Source organism: Alishewanella aestuarii B11 (genome assembly GCF_000280055.1).
Taxonomy (GTDB): domain Bacteria; phylum Pseudomonadota; class Gammaproteobacteria; order Enterobacterales; family Alteromonadaceae; genus Alishewanella; species Alishewanella aestuarii.
In genome coordinates this window covers 53,925-72,991 of sequence record NZ_ALAB01000002.1, presented here as the reverse complement: position 1 = coordinate 72,991, position 19,067 = coordinate 53,925, and the positions used below count along the sequence as shown (strand labels likewise).

Below are 19,067 nucleotides of genomic sequence, written 5' to 3'. Positions count from 1 at the left end.
ATGTCTCCGGTACTATGCCCCCGCCAAACATGACAGCATTTAAAACTGTCAGCTTTGGCGTTTGGGTTTAGCTTCGACGTTTAATAGTGAAGCTGTAATTGTTTAGTTGCAGCCTTAAGCGGCAACTTAATATGCAATTGCTTATTCGCTTTGTCATACCAGGCGATATTTTCACCGCGGGCAAAACGCTGCGGCTGGGCAACAATCGGGATATAACGGCCATCCAGATAGATTTTGCGCGCCTTGCCACGCTGATTATGCAGCACCAATGTGAAATCGCGGCTGGCCGGCTTGCCCTGATACTCCCCGCCTTCGCGGCTAAAGTTCAGCGTTAGCCTGTTGTCTTCCGTCCTGGCCGCGAAATGCAGTAGCTCATACTGGCCCTTGGCAACCGAATCCGGCGTTACGCCATCATCTTCAAACAGGCTGTACTGGCTGGCAGCGACACTCTGATCGGCGTAATAGTGCAGTGTTAACGCCTTGCCCTGATAATCCGCGGTGCGTTGCAAGCTGTCGGTCATCGGAATAAAGCTACCGGCTTTTACCAGCACCGGAATGGTGTCGATCGTCACCGGACGCTGCAGCACCTGACCACCTTCCAGCCGCTCGCCGCTAAAGAAATCAAACCAGACACCTTGTGGCAGATTTACCGGCCAGCTTGTTACGCCCGGCTCAGTCACCGGCGCCACTAAAAAGGCATCGCCCCATAAATAGCTGTTGGCTTCATCGCGTAGCGCCGGGTTTTGCTCATCCAGGAAAAACAACGGTCGCATCAGCGGTATCCCGCTTTGGCTATGCTGATAGGCCAGCGTATAGTTATATGGCAGCAGGCGGTAGCGTAGCTCCAGCCAGGGGCGCAGGGTGTTAATCACTTCCTGGCTATGGAATACCGGTTCAGGGGCAATATGCTCCTGAGCATGTGGCCGGTACACCGGCTGAAATACGCCATATTGCAGCCAGCGGATATACAGCTCAGGATCAAAGACTTCGCCACCGGCAAAACCACCTAAGTCAGAGTGGATCCAGCCAAAGCCAAACAGGCCCATTTGCAGCGCCAGTTCGACCTGAGGCTTTAGCCCGCCCCAGCTACGATCGACATCACCGGTCCAGGGCACCATACCAAAGCGCTGCGAACCTAAGCTGCCGGCGCGCATCATTATAAAGGGCCGCTGTGCCGGGAAATCACGGCGATAGCCCTGATGCACCAACTCAGCCCAGCGATGGCCATAGGCATTATGCACTGCATCGGCAGGCTGTAAGCCAATGCCCGGCAGATAATGATAGGTATCGGCCGGGTGCACTTCAGGCTCGCCCAGATCGCCCCAAATACCACCAACACCTTGCGTCAGTAACTCATGGTAACGCTGCCAGAACCAATCGGCGGCTTTGGGATTAAACACATCAACCAGGCCGGTATTACCAAAGTAAAAATCGAAGGTCTTTGGCTGACCATCCGGCCCCGGCGCAATAGCACTCGCCGCGACCGCTTCATCCCAGCGCTTGGAGGTTGTCAGAATAAAGGGCTCCGTCACCAGGATCGTTTTAACACCATCGGCAGCAAAATCGGCCAGCATTTGCTCTGGATTTGGGAATGCTTCACGATCCCAGTCCAGATTACCCATATGGCCCTGAATATCCGGCCCGAACCAGTACAGATCGATCACAATGGCATCTAGTGGCAGCTTAAGATCGCGGAATTTTTGCACCACCGCCCGCGCCTCTGCCTCGGTGCGATAACCAAAGCGCGAGGCATAGTTGCCTAAGGTCCAGCGCGCGGGTAATGGCGGTTTGCCACTGACCGCCAGATACTGCTGGATCAGCTCAGGTGTCGTATCGGCAGCGACCAGCAGATAGCTGCTGCGACCGCCCTGGGCACGGAAACGTAACTGATCTGCCTGGCTATGGCCCAGATCCAGCTCACCAGTGGCGCCATTATCAAACAGCAACAGATAGTTTTTATCGGATAAAATACCGGCCAGACTAAAGTACATCTGGCTCGACTCGGTACTGTAACCATAATGCGCCTTGTTATAGAGCGGTAACTTATGACCGCGGCGATCCATACCCAGCACTCGCTGCCCGGCACCGGCCAGTTTTTCCTGCTCGGCAAGACTAAAATCAAAACCAAGCTGACCATCCGCCTGAATCAGGCCGGCCTGATCCCGGGTTAACAGCTCGCCATCGCGGTAAAAGGCAATACTTAACGGGCTTTTGTTGATCACCAGTTGCAAGGCATCACTTTGCAAGGTCAGTTGTTGCTCATCAAGCGCCAATTGCAAGGCTACCGGCTGTGGTGCTGTGCCGATCAACAAGGAGTCTTGTTGCAGCACAGCGCTTCGCTGATACCAGACAGCGACACTGTGGGCGTTGTAAAAGGCGATGCTCACTTCACCCTGATCCGTGGTCAGGATCAGGCCCTGCGCGGTTTGGCGGTGACTTTGATAATGTTCGACGGCCTGACTGCTGTTAAACAGCAGCCCCAGCAATAACAGCAGGCCAGCGATCCGCATTATAACAGGCTGCATAGTGGCTCCTTAACGCACCAGTTGATACACAACCGAGCCCAGCGGGGCCAGTTGCACCGGGATCTGCCCCAGACCATTGCTCACCTGCAGCTGATTCTGTTGCCCGGATAATTGATCCTGCAGCTGATAGGTACCATCTGCCAGCTGCCAGGCACTGATCAGACTGGCCGGTAACTGCAACGTAAATTCAACGCCCTGCTGCGGATTAAAATGGCTAACCACCACCAGTTGCTGCCGCTCCACGTAGCGGGCAAACGCCAGTTGCTGTTCCGAGTATGCACTGCCAGCGGCCAAATTGTGCGTATGCAACTCCAGATAAGCGCCATTCAATGCCGGGGCATTACGGCTAAATTGCATTAAGGTTTCATAGAATTGCCGCAGCTCCCGCTCTGCCGGGCTTAGGGCACCGCCATCAAATTTGCCACCATTCATCCAACGTTGGTGATGCGGTACGCCCCAGTAATCAAAGATGGTGGTGCGGCTGGCCTTACCAAATCCCGCGTCATCCGCACCCGGTTCGCCGACATCCTGGCCAAAATAAAGCATGGTCGGGGATTTACTGATCAAGGCTGACACCACCATCGCCGGCATCCCTTTGCGGGCATCGCCGGCAAATTCCGGAGCAGCAATACGCTGCTCGTCGTGGTTTTCCAGAAAGTGCAGCATATGCTGTTCAATATCGGCCATCCGCTGTTGAATGGTCACCAGCTCAGACGTCGGGCCTTTACCCTGCATCACCAGCTTTAGGCTGTCGTAAAACTCGACTTTATCGTACAGGTAATCCATTAAACCAAGCTTGATATAGTCGCGGTATAAATGCGGTTGATATACCTCGGCCAATAAAAAGGCGTCCGGGTTTTGTTGTTTAATATGCGAGTTTAAATAGCTCCAGAATTCCACTGGTACCATCTCGGCCATATCGTAGCGGAAGCCATCAACGCCCATCGCAGTCCAGTACAAAACGATGTCACGGAATTTAATCCAAGTGTTGGGCACTTCTTTGCCTTGCCAGAACTGATAATGCGCTTGCCAATCTTTCTCAGCGTAGTCAGCCGGTAGTTTGTCAAAGTCGTAACTACCATCCGGACGCACGCCAAAGTTAATTTTTACCGTTTCATACCAGTCATCAAAGGCCGGCTGCACCGAGCGGGCGCCATTGCCGGTCCATTTCGCCGGCACTTCAGCAAATTTGCCATCGGCCAGCGGATGGGCATCACCGCCCAGCACCTGATAATCGGCCGGCCAGGCCGGTACCTGAAAGGCGGAACCGGGGATATAGTAGAAATTATTATCGCGGGCATATTCCACACTGGTATCGTCATCCGCACCAAAATCGCGCACGCCCTCCGGCTTGGCCAGAGACTCATAACGCCGCGCCACATGGTTAGGGACGATATCGATCAACACTTTCATGCCATGTTGATGGGTACGGGCGATCAGCGCCTGGAATTCGTCCAGCCGTTTGGCCGGGTCGTCGGCCAGATCCGGATTCACACTGTAATAGTCTTTCACTGCATAGGGTGAACCGGCACGGCCCTTTACCACATCAGGATCGTCGTTGCTGATACCATAGGCGGTATAGTCGCGGATCACCGCATGATGTGGCACCCCGGTGTACCAGATATGGGTAGTACCCAGCGCTTTAATGCCTTTCAGGGCATCATCAGTAAAGTCGCTAAACTTACCAACACCATTTTCTTCCAGCGTACCCCAGGGCTTGTTGGTGGTATTCGTATTACCAAATAGGCGGGTAAATACCTGATACACCACGGGCTTACCGGAAGGCTCTGCAGCGGCGTCTGTTTTAGGATTTGCGGCGGCTGCCGGCGTAGCCTGTTCCGGCGCAGGTGCTTTACCACAAGCAAGCATCATCGACAGCGCCAGAGCGCTTAGGGTGGCGTGTTTTATTTGCATCAGCGATTACCTTGTCTGTTGATCTGGTTATGTTGATTAAATTACCGCAGATTCCGTGTCAGGTTATGCCTTTTTTTGGTGCATACGTATGCAAAGCAGCGATTTATGGCTGCTGCGACGCCACAGACATAGAAATATTGAGTGCATAACGCTGCTGGCATATTGTTAAGAAAAACTAGAGGTAATAATGCAAACGACTGCAGTAAGTTCGCTTAATTAGAACTTAGCTGCTTATGCTTCAGCATTTCCGGGCGGGCAAAAACTTCGTCGGCATCTATTTTCGGAAAGGAATTAACCTCACCATCGTGAAATAGCAGCTCGTAACCGATGGTCTCTTTTGCCGCATTAAAGATGGGTTGCCGCGCAATATACCCGTACATACCAGCTAACTCCAAAGTACTACCTGTACGGGAGTATAAGCCGATCTGTGGTTGAAACAAGAGGGCCGCCGGATATTTCGAACCGGCGGCTTGTGTTGCTTTAGCGCGCCGTGTTGGCGCTAACTAAGGCTCTGGGTTGAGTGTAGGTTTTTGGCTTTTTCGGTTTCTTCGGCTTAACCGGCAGAGTACTTAACATCGTCTCGGGCAACGACTGCTGCGGCGCAAAACCCTCGATAACTTTGCGTGGTAACAGCTGTTTAATCAGCTTTTCAATACCTTTCAGTTCTTTTAACTCTTCAGCACAAACCAGCGATACCGCCAAACCAGCAGCACCAGCACGACCGGTACGGCCAATACGGTGCACATAGTCTTCAGCAACATTTGGCAGCTCATAATTGACGACCTGCGGTAATTGCTGGATATCCAGACCTCGCGCCGCAATATCCGTTGCCACTAACACCCGAATGCCGCCGGCTTTAAACTCAGCCAGTGCTTTGGTGCGGGCATTCTGACTTTTATTACCATGGATAGCCATGGCGCTGATGCCGGCTTTCTCCAGCAATAAGGTCAGCTTATTGGCGCCATGTTTGGTTTTGGTAAACACCAGCACCTGCTGCCAGTTATGCTGTTTAATTTGCTGGATCAGTAAATTGGCTTTCTGACCTTTATCAACCGGGTATAACCACTGCTCAATCCGCTCTACCGTGCTATTTGGCGGCGTTACCGTCACTTCCAGCGGTTCATGCAGCAGGCCTTTGGCCAGAGTACGGATCTCGTCTGAGAAGGTGGCCGAAAATAACAGGTTCTGCCGCTTCGGCGGTAACAGCGCCAGAATTTTCTTAATATCGCGGATAAAGCCCATATCCAGCATCCGGTCGGCTTCATCCAGCACCAGAATTTCCAGTTGATTAAAGCGCACCGCGTTTTGCTGGTATAAATCCAGCAACCGGCCCGGCGTGGCAATCAAAATATCGACACCTTTACGCAGCGCCATCATCTGCGGGTTAATTTTAACGCCACCAAATACCAGCGTACTGCGTAGCGGTAAATGCTTACCATACAGCTGCACACTTTCGGCAACTTGCGCGGCCAGTTCACGGGTTGGGGTTAAGATCAGTGCCCGTACCTGATTCGGCTGTACTTTACGGCCTTGCTCGCGACTGTCATTCAACCGCTGCAGTAACGGTAAGGTAAAGCCGGCAGTTTTGCCGGTACCGGTTTGGGCGGCGGCCATCAGGTCCCGCCCCGCCAGTACCGCAGGGATAGCTTGTTGTTGAATAGGTGACGGCGTGGTGTAGCCTTTTTCAGCTACAGCTTTGAGCAGCTCAGCCGCTAAAGGTAAATCAGTAAATTGCATGCGTATTCCCGCAATGGTGCTGCGAAAATCTCTGCCCGCAGCTGCAGTGCCCTTCAAAAGGAAGGGCGCGCAGCATACAGCATTTGCTCAGCTTTAGCGAATTTGGCGCTTAGAATAAGGTATAGATAAAGCCCGCCAGCGCAGACTGCTGACTGACAACGATCAGCCCGCCTAACAACGCCAGCACCAAAATAATGGGTAACAACCAGATTTTTTTGCGCACTCGCAAAAAGGCCCATAAATCAGTTAAAAATTCCTGCATTAGAATGGATCCTCCAAGTCTTTTGCCGTTGGCTCTTTATCGGGCTTGCGCCAATAACTGTTACCTTTAGGGTGCAGCTGGTACTGCAGCTTACCGGTTAACCTGAGTAGTAGCCCAAGTGGTGCCATCAACAGATAAAACACCACGCCAAGCAGTAGTCGGGTATTCAGCCAGCCCATAACTGCCGCAAAAGCCATCCATACCCGATAGGGATAATATAAACCTGGCGCATAAACCAGCGCCAGCGATAAAAATCCTGCAGCGACCATCCAAGGCCAGAAAGGCCAAAACCAGCCAAACAGCCAGGGTAGCAAGAGACCAAACAGAATCGGAATCACTAGCGCCATTTGCAGGCCAAATTGGCGCAGCCCCTTGTGGTCAGTTTTTTTTAGTAACAGCGCACTCATCTGTTATCTGCTCCCCGGCACTAATCTGCGGCAAAGACGCGCTGGCGCGCCGCCTGTAGTTTCACTGCAGGCTGGTCAGCTTTATGTAGCAGGCAGTTGCCCAGCACCAGCACATCCATATCGGTCGCATAGAAGCCCTGCAAGGCATCAACCGGGCTACAAACCGGTGGCTCGCCCCGGACATTAAACGAAGTATTAATCAGCACTGAGGTGCCGGTCTGAGCTTTAAAGTGCTGCAACAGCTGATAAAAACGTGGGTTAGTATAGGCACTGACCGTCTGCACTCTGGCACTGTAATCAATATGCGTAATGGCCGGCAGACTGGAGCGCTGCTGTGCCAGCCGGGCTAAACCGCTTAACCCCGGCGCCACCTCAAGTTGTAATTCAGCGGCCAACCTGGCCACTAACAACATATAGGGGCTGGGGTGGTTAAGTTGAAAATACTGCTGCAAATCCTCGACTAGCACCGCGGGTGCAAAAGGGCGAAAAGATTCGCGCTGTTTAATTTTCAGGTTCAGGATACTTTGCATCACCGGGCTGCGCGCGTCACCAAGAATGGAGCGATTCCCCAGTGCCCGCGGTCCAAATTCCATCCGCCCTTGAAACCATCCCACCACCTTACCCGCCGCCAATAACCGTGCCACTTCCAGATACAGCTGCGGCTCGCTCAAGTACTGATAGGGTGCCTGCTCTGCCTGTAACAGTGCTTCGATCTCGTCCTCGCTATAAGCGGGTCCCAGATAGCTCCCCTGCATCTGGTCCTGCAGCTCATCGCTGTGCCGCGGCTGCTGATAATACTGATACCAGGCCAGCAAGGCCGCGCCTAGGGCACCACCGGCATCGCCGGCAGCCGGTTGGATCCAAAGCTCCTGAAAAGGCCCCTCGCGCAATAAGCGACCATTGGCGACACAATTTAAGGCGACACCCCCTGCCAGACAAAGCTTGCTGGCGCCGGTCAGTTGCCAGGCATGACGGGCAATTTTCAGTACGATCTCTTCGGTCACCTGCTGAATGGAAGCGGCTAAGTCGAGATAGAGCTGGCCGGGTTCGGCGTCTGCTGTTAACGGTGGTGCGCCAAACAAAGCGGCAAAACGCTGATTAATCATGCGTGAGCCAACCGGATAAGCAAAATAGCGCATATTCAGTGCAAAGCTGCCATCCTCGCGCACGCTAATTAATTCACGGTAAATCAACTCAACATACTTAGGCTCGCCATAAGGCGCCAGCCCCATTAACTTGTATTCGCCGGAATTCACCTTAAAGCCACAATAATAGGTAAAGGCCGAATACAGTAAACCTAATGAATGCGGAAAATGCAGTTCCGCTAAAGGCCTTAGCTGATTACCCTGGCCATGCCAGATAGTCGATGTCGCCCACTCGCCAACCCCATCCAGACAGATCACTGCCGCCTCCTGATAGGGGCTGGCATAAAACGCCGAGGCAGCATGCGCCTGATGGTGCTGGCTAAACAATAATTTGGGTAGTGGCGCATTGCGATCCAGCCCGGCTAACGCCCGAAGCTCACGCCGTAATACGGTTTTTAAATACAGTTTTTCTTTTAGCCAAACCGGCATCGCCATTAAAAACGAGCGAAAACCGCGCGGCGCATGTGCCAGATAGGTTTCCAGCAAACGTTCAAATTTCAGTAACGGCTTATCGTAAAACACTACGGCACTTAGCTCACTGAGATCTATCCCTGCTTCGCGCAAACAATAGCGAATGGCGTCGGCGGGGAAGCCAGCGTCATGTTTCAGGCGGCTAAAACGCTCCTGCTGCGCTGCCGCTACTATCACCCCATCGCGCAGCACACAGGCGGCACTATCATGGTAATAGCAGGAAATACCGAGGATATAACGCATAAATCCATTAACTGAAAACTTATTGCCTTAACTTAACCTGATTTTTAAAAAGCCGATAGAGCTGGTATCAGAAAACTTGCTGCTAACAAGGGCTTAAGGTAACGTAAGCTGATGCTTTTTGAATCAGGTTGCAGCAAAGTTGGCAACACCACAGCCCCCACGCAAAGTCTTTTATTTGATCGCGCTGCTACTACCGGTATTGCTGTTACTGGTACTGGAAATGCTGTTGCGTGTCAGCCCCTGGTATCAGCGCTATCCGCTGTTTATCGCCTCTGAATCCTTACCGGGCTATCTGCAAACCAATCCGGATTTAATAAAACGTTATTTTGCCGATCCCAAGCAGGCGCCGGATCTGGCCATTGATACCCAGTATTTTCCGGCAGTGAAACCAGCCGGCCAGTTTCGCATCGTGCTGCAAGGTGGCTCCAGCGCTGCCGGTTTCCCCTATGGCCGTTTTGGCTCGCCGGCGGCAATGTTACAGCAGCGGTTAAAGCGGCTGTATCCGGATCGGGATATTCTGGTGTTTAACACCGCCCTGTCAGCGGTAAATTCCTATACGTTGCGCGATGTTAGTGCCGAAATTCTGGCGATTGAGCCGGATCTGATCCTGATTTATGCCGGCCATAATGAATATCTGGGCCTGATGGGTGTCGGCTCAGCACTTCTTGGAGACGGCAACCACCTGAGTAAGCTGCTGTATTTACAATTACGGCAACTGGCCTTATTCCAGGCCGGACAACGCTTGTATAGTGCGCTTAGAACACCACCCGCGCCAGCGTTGGCGGAGCGCACCATGATGGCGCAGATTGCCGCCGAACAGCAGATCCCGCTAAATAGCTCACTGTATCAGGCCGGATTACAGCAATTTCAGGCTAATCTCAAGGCGCTGCTACACCGCTACCATCAAGCCGGGGTACCAGTGATTTTAAGCAGTATCGCCAGTAATGAACGCCAGCCCCCCTTTAGCTCCAGCCAGCCGGCATTGACCCTGACGCCGGAGCCGCAGCAAGCACGCCAGCAATTACAACAAGCGTTACAACAGAACCCCGATGTTGCCAGCTGGCATTTTCAGCTGGCCGAGCTGCTGCTCGACGCTGGTGAGCAGCGCTTAGCGCTGCAACATTTTCAACTGGCGCGGGAGCATGATCTATTGCGTTTTCGGGCACCGCTGGCGATCAATCAGCAGCTGCAACAGCTGGCCTCTGACTTTAGGCTGCCCCTGGCTGATGCTGAAGCGCAGCTACGCCAGGCCAGCAACAATGGCATTATCGATTATCAGCTGATGCTGGAGCATCTGCATCCGAATGCCCGTGGTTATTTCCTGATTGCCGAAACCTGGTTACCGCTATTGGAGCGCTATCTGGGGCCGCCGGCCGTCGCGGTTAGCCTGGCCCAGGCCTGGGCGGATATGCCACTGACTGCCGTGGATTTACAACTGGCCGATTACAAGATCCGCCAGCTGACTGCCGATTACCCCTTTACCACCGAGCCACAGCAGGTCAGTTTTGGCCCACGACAAAACCCGGAGCAGCAGCTTGCCTGGCAAAGGGCACAGGGACTCAGTTGGCTACAAAGCAGCCAGCAGCTATTAGATTACTACCAACAACAGCAACAACCCGCGAAAGCGGCGAAGGTGGCCGCCTTATTATTTGACGCCTTGCCTAACCAGCATCAGGCAGCCTATGTCGCTGGTCAGTTGTATTTTGATAGTCAGGATCTGCTGCTCGCGATGTATTATCAGCAGCGCGCAGTCAATCTGGCGCCAGAAAATATATCCTATCGCCTGATGCTGGCGCGTAGTTACTATTTTGCCGGTGAGCTAACCGCCGCGCTGCAGCAGGTAGAACACATTCTGACCCTTGACCCGACTCATGCGCTGGCGTTGCGCCAACAAGCCCAATTGCGGCAGCAGTTAGCGCCAACTCAAGCCCCCGGACGCCCTTAACATGCAACGTCCCCTGTTCTGGCTTATCGCCCTCAGCTTACCGCTACTGCTGTTTCTGTTGCTGGAAGGCGCGGTACGGCTGTTGTTTCCGGCCCAGCCTTTACCCTTGTTTAAACCCTACCCGGCAAACCCGGCCTATCTGGTAACCGAAACCCAGATCGTCAAACGCTACTTTCCAGCTGGCGCTGCTGTACCAAGGGTTGAGCTGGAACCCAGCTTTGTGTTGGCACAAAAGCCAGCTAATGGACTCCGCTTAGTGGTACAGGGTGGCTCGACCGCAGCGGGTTATCCTTATGGTATGGGCGCGGCCCTGGCCGGCATGCTGGAACAACGTTTAAGGCGCACCTTTCCGGAGCGGCCGGTAGAGGTAGTCAATACCGCCTTATCGGCGGTAAACAGCTACACCCTACTGGATTTTTCCGACGAAATTATTGCGCTTAAGCCCGATGCGGTGCTGATTTACGCCGGTCATAACGAGTACCTGGGCCTATTGGGTGTTGGCTCTAATTATCTGGCGGCACGCTCGCCGCGACTCAGCCGCTGGCTACTCAGCTTACGGCAACTGCGCAGCTTTCAATTGCTGGAACAGGGCTATCTGCAGCTGCGACCGCCAGCACAAATAAACGGCAGCAGCCGTACTTTTATGGCGCAGGTCGCGCGCGACAAAGCCATCGCTTTGGATTCGCCGACTTACCAAGCCGGGCTAACGCAATTTCAGGCCAATATGAGCCGGTTACTAGCGCGCTATCGTGCGGCGGGGATCCCGGTTTATCTCAGTACAATAGCCAGCAATCTGGCAGATCAGCCACCTTTTCAAAGCGAGCCTTTAACCGCACAACAACAGCAACAGTTACTGCAACTTAGCCAGCTGCGCGAGCCTGCGGCACAACAAGCGCTGGCAGCAGCGCTGCAGCAAACTGCAGCCACAACCGGCCATGCCCTGCTGCACTATCAGCTTGGGCAATGGTACCGGCAGCAACAGCAATTTGCCGAGGCTAAAGTACAGTTTATTCAGGCGCGCGAGCACGATTTGCTGCGTTTTCGGGCGCCGCTGGCCACAACAACGGGCATAGTTTGCCGAACTTATTTGTCATGATGCCTCTTATTCGTTGGCAGCTATCAGCAATAAAAAAGCTGCAGACCAGCTGCAGCTTTTAGATGTTATCGCATTCGCGCGCTCATTCCCGACGGTCAAGGTACCGTATCAGAGCCAGAGGCTCTGATACTTGGTATTGTTTATTCCTTCTTCGTCACCGTTAGCTCCGGCTCTGCAGTAAAGGTCGCATCTAACAGGAAGTTGTAGGTCGCGGTTTCCGCAAAGTCCATCCGCAGGTTATCGTTACTTGGTTCGATAACCTTAGGTACACCCAGTGTAAGGGTATTGCCCGCTGCACCAGCACCGAGGTTCACCGTAGCCCAATCACTGGAGGCAACTTTAAACTCGTAGTCTCTGGCAGTGATGTTGATATCTACGCTGTACTTATTGCCACCAATATAGTTGAATGCATTTGCCTCACCCCAACCGTTCATACCACCACGCAGGAAAATGGTGGTTGGGCCATAAGGCACATACTCAGATACGGTTAAGGTTGGTGCAGCAGCATCATTGGCATTTAACGTAAAGACGTAGGTTGAGCTCTTAGCGATATCAATCCGTAAGTTATCGTTACTGGCTTGAATCACTAACGGTGTACCGACTACAACCTGATTACCGGCGGCACCTGCACCCATATTTACAGTCGACCAATCACTTGAGGCGACTTTAAACTCGTAGCTGCCCTGATCAATGTTGATAGTGGCGGTATAGATGCCGGCACCATCATAATTAAAGGCATCGGCTTCACCCCAACCATTAAAACCACCACGTACAAAGACATCGGTTGCGGCATAAGGCGGAATATCCGGCGCGCCCAATGTCGCATCTGCGGCTAAACCGGCGCCCTGCGCACCCATTTGTGGCTTAACAAAGACGGCAATAGTATTTGCCGGCACGGTAAAGGTACCGGCATCGGCTTGCTGAGTGAAACTGGCACTATGTACCCGCTGATCCACAGACGCCTGCTGGGTTGGATGTAACTCAAAACCGGCAGCTGTGGGTACAGTGTGGGATAATTCACCCGCTGTACCGTTAATAACAACCACCAGCGCATCATACAGCGGGTCCAGATCCGGCACACCAATGCCGTCATCCAGGCTCATTACGATTAAGCCCTGCTGCTGATTACGGCCAATATTATGGAAGCCTAAGCGGGCAGTAATTTCATCTGCTGTGCGTAAGCGGAACAACGGGCTACCACTGCGGATGCTTAAGAACTCTGCAAATACGGCCGCCGCAAAGCGGATATCTGAGCTGGCCGGCTTGGTCTCCCGGTTCAGGAATAAGCGGGCGATATTCTCCCAGTTAGCCTGATTTTTCTCCGCCAGCGGTAAACCTACAGCCCAGTTGTTAGTCTGATAGGTGAAGTCGACAAAGTTAAACCAGTCGCCGGAATCATAGCTGTCGCGATCCATCGACTTGGAGCGCAGGAAATCGCCACCCAGTTGCAGGAACGGAATACCCTGACTCATTAACGGGATGGCAATAGCCACATTTTGCGCCCGTACCCGTTCGGTCAGTGTCATTGACTCCGGTAACTTAGCCTGCAGATTATCCCACAAGGTTTCGTTATCGTGTTTCGATACATAGTTGATAATATCCGCCGGGCTTTCTGCATAACCTGCCGCCTGACTATTCCAGTTGGCGCTGCTGGCCGGGCCGGTAATATCGCGGTAGTTTTTAAACACGAAGTCTTTTAAGGTACCGGCTAAGCTAATGCGCACAAAATCCTGTTGTGCCAGGTTACCATCGTTATTTACTCCGCTAAACAAGGCCGCACTGCGCACGCCTTCACGGATCCGGTCGTTAAAGGTGCCTACTTCAGTACCTGCCATATCCTGCTGCTTGGCTTGGGTAAATAGGCGGTTATCGGCAACCTCACCAAAGTTCCAGCCTTCACCGTAGAAGTAAACATCCGGGTCAATGGCACGTACCGCTTCGCGAGCTGCCAAAATACCTTCTTTTGGATGGTGGCCCATAATATCGAAGCGGAAGTCGTTAAAACCAAAGTCGCGCGATAAGATCACCAGCGAGTCTTTGATAAACTTGTCGAACATTTTGTGTTCCGTGGCGGTATTTTCGCAGCAGGTCGAACGCTCGATATTACCGGTGGTCTCGCTGTAGCGGTGATAGTAGCCAGGGACAATTTTATCAAACACTGAATTATCAAACAGGCCTGAGCTGCTGGTATGGTTGTATACCACATCCAGCGCCACCCGCAGCCCTAAGTCGTTCAGTGCCTTGTTCATCGTCCGCACTTCTTTAATCCGCGCGATGCCTTCCGGGTTAGAGGCGTAGCTGCCTTCGACGGCAATAAAATGATGCGGGTCATAACCCCAGTTAAAGCCGTCAATGGCACGCATTGACTGCACTAATTCCTGGGCTTTAGATTCGTATGGCAAATAACTTTGCAACACAGACTCAATAGTGGCATTGGCATTTTCTACCCCGCATACCGGCGCCTGCGCATTTAACTGACATAACCGACCAATGGTATCCGTCAGATTGACCCGGCGATTAGCATCTTCATTGATATTCGCCTGATCATTCAGCGGCAACACGTGGAAATGGGTTAAGCCGTTTTCCGCCAACTTACGCAGATGCTGCACGGGTGCAGAATCCGTCTCGGCAAAGGCCAGATATTTACCGCGGTGGGCTGCCGGCGTGCTCTGATCGCGAATACTGAAATCACGCACATGGCCTTCATAGATCACGATATCGGTCGGGTTGGCTACTACCGGTACTTCACGGCTATCCCAGCCCTCAGGCTTGGTGTCATCGTCATTTAAATCAACAAACTGACTGTAACGACCATTGGTAGAGACGTTAACAGAATAGGGATCGGTAGCTTCTATGATCTCCACCTTGCGCGTTAACGGGTGGTAGACTTCAACTTCAAAACGATAAAACTGGCGATCCAGGGCACTGCGGGTACCGCTGTAACGCCAAACACCGGTCGCAGTATCTGAAGTCATATTGTGCGTGGCAGTCAGCGCTTTGCTGGCATTGTACACTTTTAATTTAACCGAACGCGCGGTCGGAGCCCAGACAGCAACACTAAGGTCATTGCCGTTGTAGCGCAAACCCAACTGCGCATCTAAGGCGCTGTTATCGCCAGAGGCATAGAGATCATCCAGCACCTTAGCCACTTGCACATAGCTGGCGCTAATCAGCTCGTTATCGCTATTATAGGCAGCCAGTGCCAGCTGATTTTTCGCCATCGCTTTTGCTTGTTCGGTGGTAAAATTAGCACTGAACACCGCTGCATTAGCCAAATGCGGCACTAAGGCTCGCAAACTGTCATCAGCTGATACCGGTGTCAATTCAATACTGCTGCCACCTTCGATTTCATCGCTATTATTCACGGTTAAACTGGCATCGGTAGAGTAGAACAACTTCACCACTGGCGCGGTATCGGCTGCCGGCGTATTCCAGACAAAGGTATTGGCTGTTAACCAATGGGCAGCGGCGCCCTGGATACTGACACCCAGTGAAACAATCGGAAACTCATAAACGTTGGCATTACCTGAAAATACCCAATTCATGCGGGCAAAATCGGGATCATCCTGTGACAGTGGCATCTGCATATCCGGACCGGGGTCTTTACCCGCATCGTCGGTACCGATATGGATAACAAAGTTACCGCAAGCCCCTTCGGTACCGGCATAGCCTGGCTTCAAATTCAGGATCCAGTAGGCGCCATAGTTTGGATCAATACCGTTATACTGCAAGCCATTATCCCAGGACGGAGCAATGGAAGACGGCTGGTAAGCATCACAGGTCTCGTTATTCCAGGTATGTAACCGGAAACCTTCATAGGCACCATCTTGTGGCCGTTTGTAGAACAATACCGCCTGATCCGGCCCGGCTGTTACTACCGGGGCTGGTGCGTTAGGATCTTTACCGACCCGGCAACCATCATTGGTCTCGTTCGGGAACTGACCTTTTGGACAGGAGAACGGCGGTGGATCAATACAGGCAGTATTGGTTGGGTTTGGGATCTGTGGCAGGGTACAGGTCAGCAAAGCGCTGCCGGGACTGGTGGAGTCTCCGCCACCACCACAACCGTATAGCAGTAAAGCGCACAGCGCAAGACTGCTCAGTTTTAGCATTTTGAACAGATTAAACATGGTTTACTTACTCCAATTCTGTGTTACCAGCAACGGGCACGAATGCCCGCGGCATTAAAATGAGTACACTGCGCCCAGGAAGTACTGACGACCGAAGAATTGCAAGGTACCGGTCATCGCTTGCTGGCCAAAATAGCTCTTGGTTGGCTCATCCGTCAGGTTATTCACCTGGAACAGCATCTTCAGATTGTCGTTAAACTGGTAGCCAAACTGAAAGTCCACCACCATTTCGCTATCAAAGTTGGTGATCTGCTCGTTAATCCCGACTTGTGATGAGACAAAGGGTGAGCGATAACGGGCGTTAATCCGGGTATCGATACCTTCGTATTCCCAAAACAGCGTGGCATTAACGACATTTTTCGACAGCCCCTCAAAGGTCGTTTCAATCGGTTCGCCACCCAGGCTATTGATCAGTGATACTTCACTCTCGGTGTAGGAGTAACTCAGTTGCGCGCCCAGGCCAGATAAGGCGCCTGGCAGGGCTTTAAATACCTGAGTCCACGCAATTTCAGCACCACGGATATAACCGCCATTACTGTTGTTTACTGCGGTAAATAGCGAGCCATTGCGGGTTGCCACCGGTACACCCGATTCCGGATCCGGGATAATAAAATCCGGTACCGGGAAACCGGCCGCTTTAAAATCAAATTCCGGTAATACATCATCCTGAATAAAAGATTGGATATCCTTGTAGAAAAGCGCTGCCGCTAAGGCACCAGTACCAAAATAATATTCCAGTGACAGATCATATTGATTCGCTTCAAACGGCCGCAGGAAAGGACTGTTGGAACTGTTACCGGTAATTTCACCGGTATCACTGATATTAAAGGATGTGACCGACGCCAAACGGTTAATCGGTGGGCGGGAGATCACTTTGGCACTGGCAAAACGTAATTGCCACTCATCGGTCAGCGCCAGATTCAGGTTTAAGCTGGGTAGATGCTTGGTGTACTTTTCACCTACGATACCTGCGGCATAACGGGTATTGATTAACCCGACTTCATCGGCGATATTCTGTGCACCACGCAAAGGGTCGCCGTCGACATCTGAAAGGTTGGTAGCACTTTGATCCGTAGTAACCCGCCTAACCCCGATATTGCCGGTTAACGGTAAGCCAAAAAGTTCGGTATCCAGATTTGCCATCAGATAACTGGCAAGTACATCCTCATAAACCCTCCCACTTTCTAGTAATGACCAGGCTGTGTTGACAGTAGAGTTGGGATCACGGTTAATCACATCGGGGTTACCCGCTCCCCAGGTTTGCACCGGCTGTGGAATACCTTGCGGAAACCAGGCTGCCAGAGCTTTATCCAGATCAATAGCCAGATAGCTTGGGTAGTTAGCAAACTTACCTTTAAAATCAACTTGCTTTACCATATCCGCAGTTAGGCGTAATGGTGGCTGGCCGGTTAAGAACGTACCATCACTACCATATTCAAATACCGAACGATCATTTAAGTAACGACGGGCCGAGTAGCGCACACCAAATTCCACAGAGCGGATAACCGGCAGTTCCAGATCAAAGCTCAAATCCAACCGGGCAGCATTCACTTCATCGGTATTTACAAATGGATAAATACCGTACTTACTCACCATCAAGCGGTTAATATCACTAAAGGCATCTGCCTGACTTAAACCGATCGCCGGTAAATTCAGGCCATTGAGTTGATAGTTAATAGAGACATTCGGGTCCAGCACCGGATTGGCCACGGTAGCATCCTGCGCCACTAACGACCAGAGTAAGCCATTACGGAAATCGCTGCTGGCTCTGGAGTGCGACAGGTCAAACACCAGATTAACCCCATCGTTAATATCCCAGTCAGCCTTGATGCCATAGCTATGGACTTCATCAGCGTCGCGGTTGTCATCATTCACCACTTCTACCCGGGTAAAACCATTACGAGTGCGACTGATGTTACCGCCAATTAAAGACGAACCATTATAAATTGGATTGCTAATATTTGCCGTTGCGCCTTCAAATTTGACCCGAAAACCGCGAGCAAAGGCTTCGCGGTCAAACTGCGAAATAAACACATCGCCGGTCAGACTAAAGGCCTCATTGGGTTGCCACTGTAATGAGCCCAGATAACCGTTACGGGTCTCCTCACCGCCCAGATGCTGGATCTCAAAGCCTTCGCTGATATATTCCGGCGTGTCATCCTGATTCAAATCCCGGCTCACGTTGTAAGCTAAGCCAATGAACTGTGTCGCCACGCTGGGTTGATACAAGCGCGCATAGCCCAGTGCCAAGCCCAGGGTATCGTCCAGAAACTTGCCCTGATAGGACAGGCTAAAACGATGACCAAACTCTTCACCATCCGGAACCTCGTTGGCACGGTCATTTTGCATGCCACGCAAGTTGGCAGTAAAAGTATGGGTTTTATCGTTACTCAGTACTCGCGCCGTTTGTAGCTCAACGGTACCAGCAACACCCCCTTCAATCAGTGAAGCTTTCGGCGATTTATACACCGCAGCAGAGGAGATTAATTCAGACGGGTACTGATCAAATTCAATATTACGCTTACCACTGGTAGAGACCTGTTCTCGTCCATTCAGCGTGGAGAACACAAAGCCGCCGGACATACCGCGAATGTTGATTTCAGCCGCCTGGCCGCCGGTTCGCACTGCAGAAATACCAGGCAGACGGGTTAAGGCGTCAGCGATCGAGACGTCGGGTAAGGCCCCGAGATCGTCGGCAGAAATGGTTTCAGATACCACATCACCAAAGCGTTTACTGTCGAGCGAACGAAATAAACTTTGTGCAAAACCACGCACCTGTATTACTTCAACCTGTTCTTCTGTTGTCTGCTCCGCTGGTTGCGGCGCTGTTTCCTGCGCCAGCACAAACGAGCTGACACCCGCTGTCATCATCGCTGCTGACAGCAGGCTAAGCCTGTACCTTGCCATACCTTATTTCCCCGTCTTTGTTGTTTTTTATCAGTCAGCCATAATGGAGAGATGGCTGATACTGTTAATTTTTATCTGTTTAGTTATTGACCGGTTTAACAGGTTTAGCAATATGAATACGTATTCACTGCTATTTTTAGTCCGTTCAACCCGAATTCAGGTCCCTGCAAACAATTACTGCGCTCAACTCTTTCAACGGTGTGCGGTCAGTGTTATTTTTAGCGGCAATTACGATCGACAAAGCGGATCCGGTTTTGAACCTGGCGGCAGCAAGCAAAAGTGTTT

11 protein-coding genes are annotated in these 19,067 nt (G+C 52.1%); 2 read left to right on the top strand and 9 right to left on the bottom strand.

Annotation, left to right across the window (positions count from 1 at the left end; genetic code table 11):
* Window positions 1-80: 80 nt before the first annotated feature.
* The 7 genes from AEST_RS01255 to AEST_RS01230 all read right to left on the bottom strand — a co-directional run bounded on the left by AEST_RS01255 (window position 81) and on the right by AEST_RS01230 (window position 8,704).
* Window positions 81-2,525, bottom strand: a complete 2,445-nt coding sequence (locus AEST_RS01255) for a glycoside hydrolase family 31 protein (protein ID WP_008606473.1) — start codon at window positions 2,523-2,525, stop codon at window positions 81-83.
* A gap of 9 nt (window positions 2,526-2,534) precedes the next feature.
* Window positions 2,535-4,439 carry an alpha-amylase family protein gene (locus AEST_RS01250; protein ID WP_008606471.1) on the bottom strand — a complete coding sequence of 635 codons (1,905 nt, stop codon included), beginning with the start codon at window positions 4,437-4,439 and terminating at the stop codon, window positions 2,535-2,537.
* Between the two features lie 212 nt (window positions 4,440-4,651).
* On the bottom strand, window positions 4,652-4,819 hold the full coding sequence (locus tag AEST_RS17115) for a hypothetical protein (protein WP_008606470.1): 168 nt from the start codon (window positions 4,817-4,819) through the stop codon (window positions 4,652-4,654).
* A 100-nt stretch (window positions 4,820-4,919) separates the two neighbouring features.
* Window positions 4,920-6,176 (bottom strand): DEAD/DEAH box helicase, encoded by a 1,257-nt coding sequence (locus AEST_RS01240; RefSeq protein WP_008606469.1) that lies wholly within the window; start codon window positions 6,174-6,176, stop codon window positions 4,920-4,922.
* A gap of 109 nt (window positions 6,177-6,285) precedes the next feature.
* Window positions 6,286-6,438: a DUF5989 family protein gene (locus AEST_RS17235; protein ID WP_008606468.1), complete on the bottom strand. Its 153-nt coding sequence runs from the start codon at window positions 6,436-6,438 to the stop codon at window positions 6,286-6,288.
* Window positions 6,438-6,845: an SxtJ family membrane protein gene (locus AEST_RS01235; protein WP_008606467.1), complete on the bottom strand. Its 408-nt coding sequence runs from the start codon at window positions 6,843-6,845 to the stop codon at window positions 6,438-6,440. Before AEST_RS01235 ends, AEST_RS17235 begins: the two co-directional genes overlap by 1 nt.
* 20 nt (window positions 6,846-6,865) lie before the next feature.
* Window positions 6,866-8,704: a carbamoyltransferase family protein gene (locus tag AEST_RS01230; protein WP_008606466.1), complete on the bottom strand. Its 1,839-nt coding sequence runs from the start codon at window positions 8,702-8,704 to the stop codon at window positions 6,866-6,868.
* 139 nt (window positions 8,705-8,843) lie between these two features.
* Here AEST_RS01230 and AEST_RS01225 point away from each other — a divergent pair, with 139 nt between their 5' ends.
* Window positions 8,844-10,649, top strand: a complete 1,806-nt coding sequence (locus AEST_RS01225; protein ID WP_238534526.1) for an SGNH/GDSL hydrolase family protein — start codon at window positions 8,844-8,846, stop codon at window positions 10,647-10,649.
* 1 nt (window position 10,650) lies between these two features.
* Window positions 10,651-11,745: an SGNH/GDSL hydrolase family protein gene (locus AEST_RS01220; RefSeq protein WP_008606461.1), complete on the top strand. Its 1,095-nt coding sequence runs from the start codon at window positions 10,651-10,653 to the stop codon at window positions 11,743-11,745.
* 140 nt (window positions 11,746-11,885) lie between these two features.
* Here the strand turns inward: AEST_RS01220 and AEST_RS01215 are convergent, their stop codons facing one another.
* Both AEST_RS01215 and AEST_RS01210 read right to left on the bottom strand, forming a co-directional pair.
* Window positions 11,886-15,875, bottom strand: a complete 3,990-nt coding sequence (locus AEST_RS01215) for an alpha-1,6-glucosidase domain-containing protein (protein ID WP_008606460.1) — start codon at window positions 15,873-15,875, stop codon at window positions 11,886-11,888.
* Between the two features lie 54 nt (window positions 15,876-15,929).
* Window positions 15,930-18,782, bottom strand: coding sequence for a TonB-dependent receptor (locus AEST_RS01210; protein ID WP_051030602.1), 2,853 nt, complete (start codon window positions 18,780-18,782; stop codon window positions 15,930-15,932).
* Between the last annotated feature and the right edge of the window lie 285 nt (window positions 18,783-19,067).

What these genes read in the sequence shown, in the direction of transcription:
- AEST_RS01230 (WP_008606466.1), bottom strand. Translation starts at nt 8,704, where the DNA reads ATGCGTTATATCCTCGGTATTTCCTGCTATTACCATGATAGTGCCGCC.
- AEST_RS01250 (WP_008606471.1), bottom strand. Translation starts at nt 4,439, where the DNA reads ATGCAAATAAAACACGCCACCCTAAGCGCTCTGGCGCTGTCGATGATG.
- AEST_RS01255 (WP_008606473.1), bottom strand. Translation starts at nt 2,525, where the DNA reads ATGCAGCCTGTTATAATGCGGATCGCTGGCCTGCTGTTATTGCTGGGG.
- AEST_RS01235 (WP_008606467.1), bottom strand. Translation starts at nt 6,845, where the DNA reads ATGAGTGCGCTGTTACTAAAAAAAACTGACCACAAGGGGCTGCGCCAA.
- AEST_RS01215 (WP_008606460.1), bottom strand. Translation starts at nt 15,875, where the DNA reads ATGTTTAATCTGTTCAAAATGCTAAAACTGAGCAGTCTTGCGCTGTGC.
- AEST_RS01220 (WP_008606461.1), top strand. Translation starts at nt 10,651, where the DNA reads ATGCAACGTCCCCTGTTCTGGCTTATCGCCCTCAGCTTACCGCTACTG.
- AEST_RS01240 (WP_008606469.1), bottom strand. Translation starts at nt 6,176, where the DNA reads ATGCAATTTACTGATTTACCTTTAGCGGCTGAGCTGCTCAAAGCTGTA.
- AEST_RS01210 (WP_051030602.1), bottom strand. Translation starts at nt 18,782, where the DNA reads ATGGCAAGGTACAGGCTTAGCCTGCTGTCAGCAGCGATGATGACAGCG.
- AEST_RS17235 (WP_008606468.1), bottom strand. Translation starts at nt 6,438, where the DNA reads ATGCAGGAATTTTTAACTGATTTATGGGCCTTTTTGCGAGTGCGCAAA.
- AEST_RS17115 (WP_008606470.1), bottom strand. Translation starts at nt 4,819, where the DNA reads ATGTACGGGTATATTGCGCGGCAACCCATCTTTAATGCGGCAAAAGAG.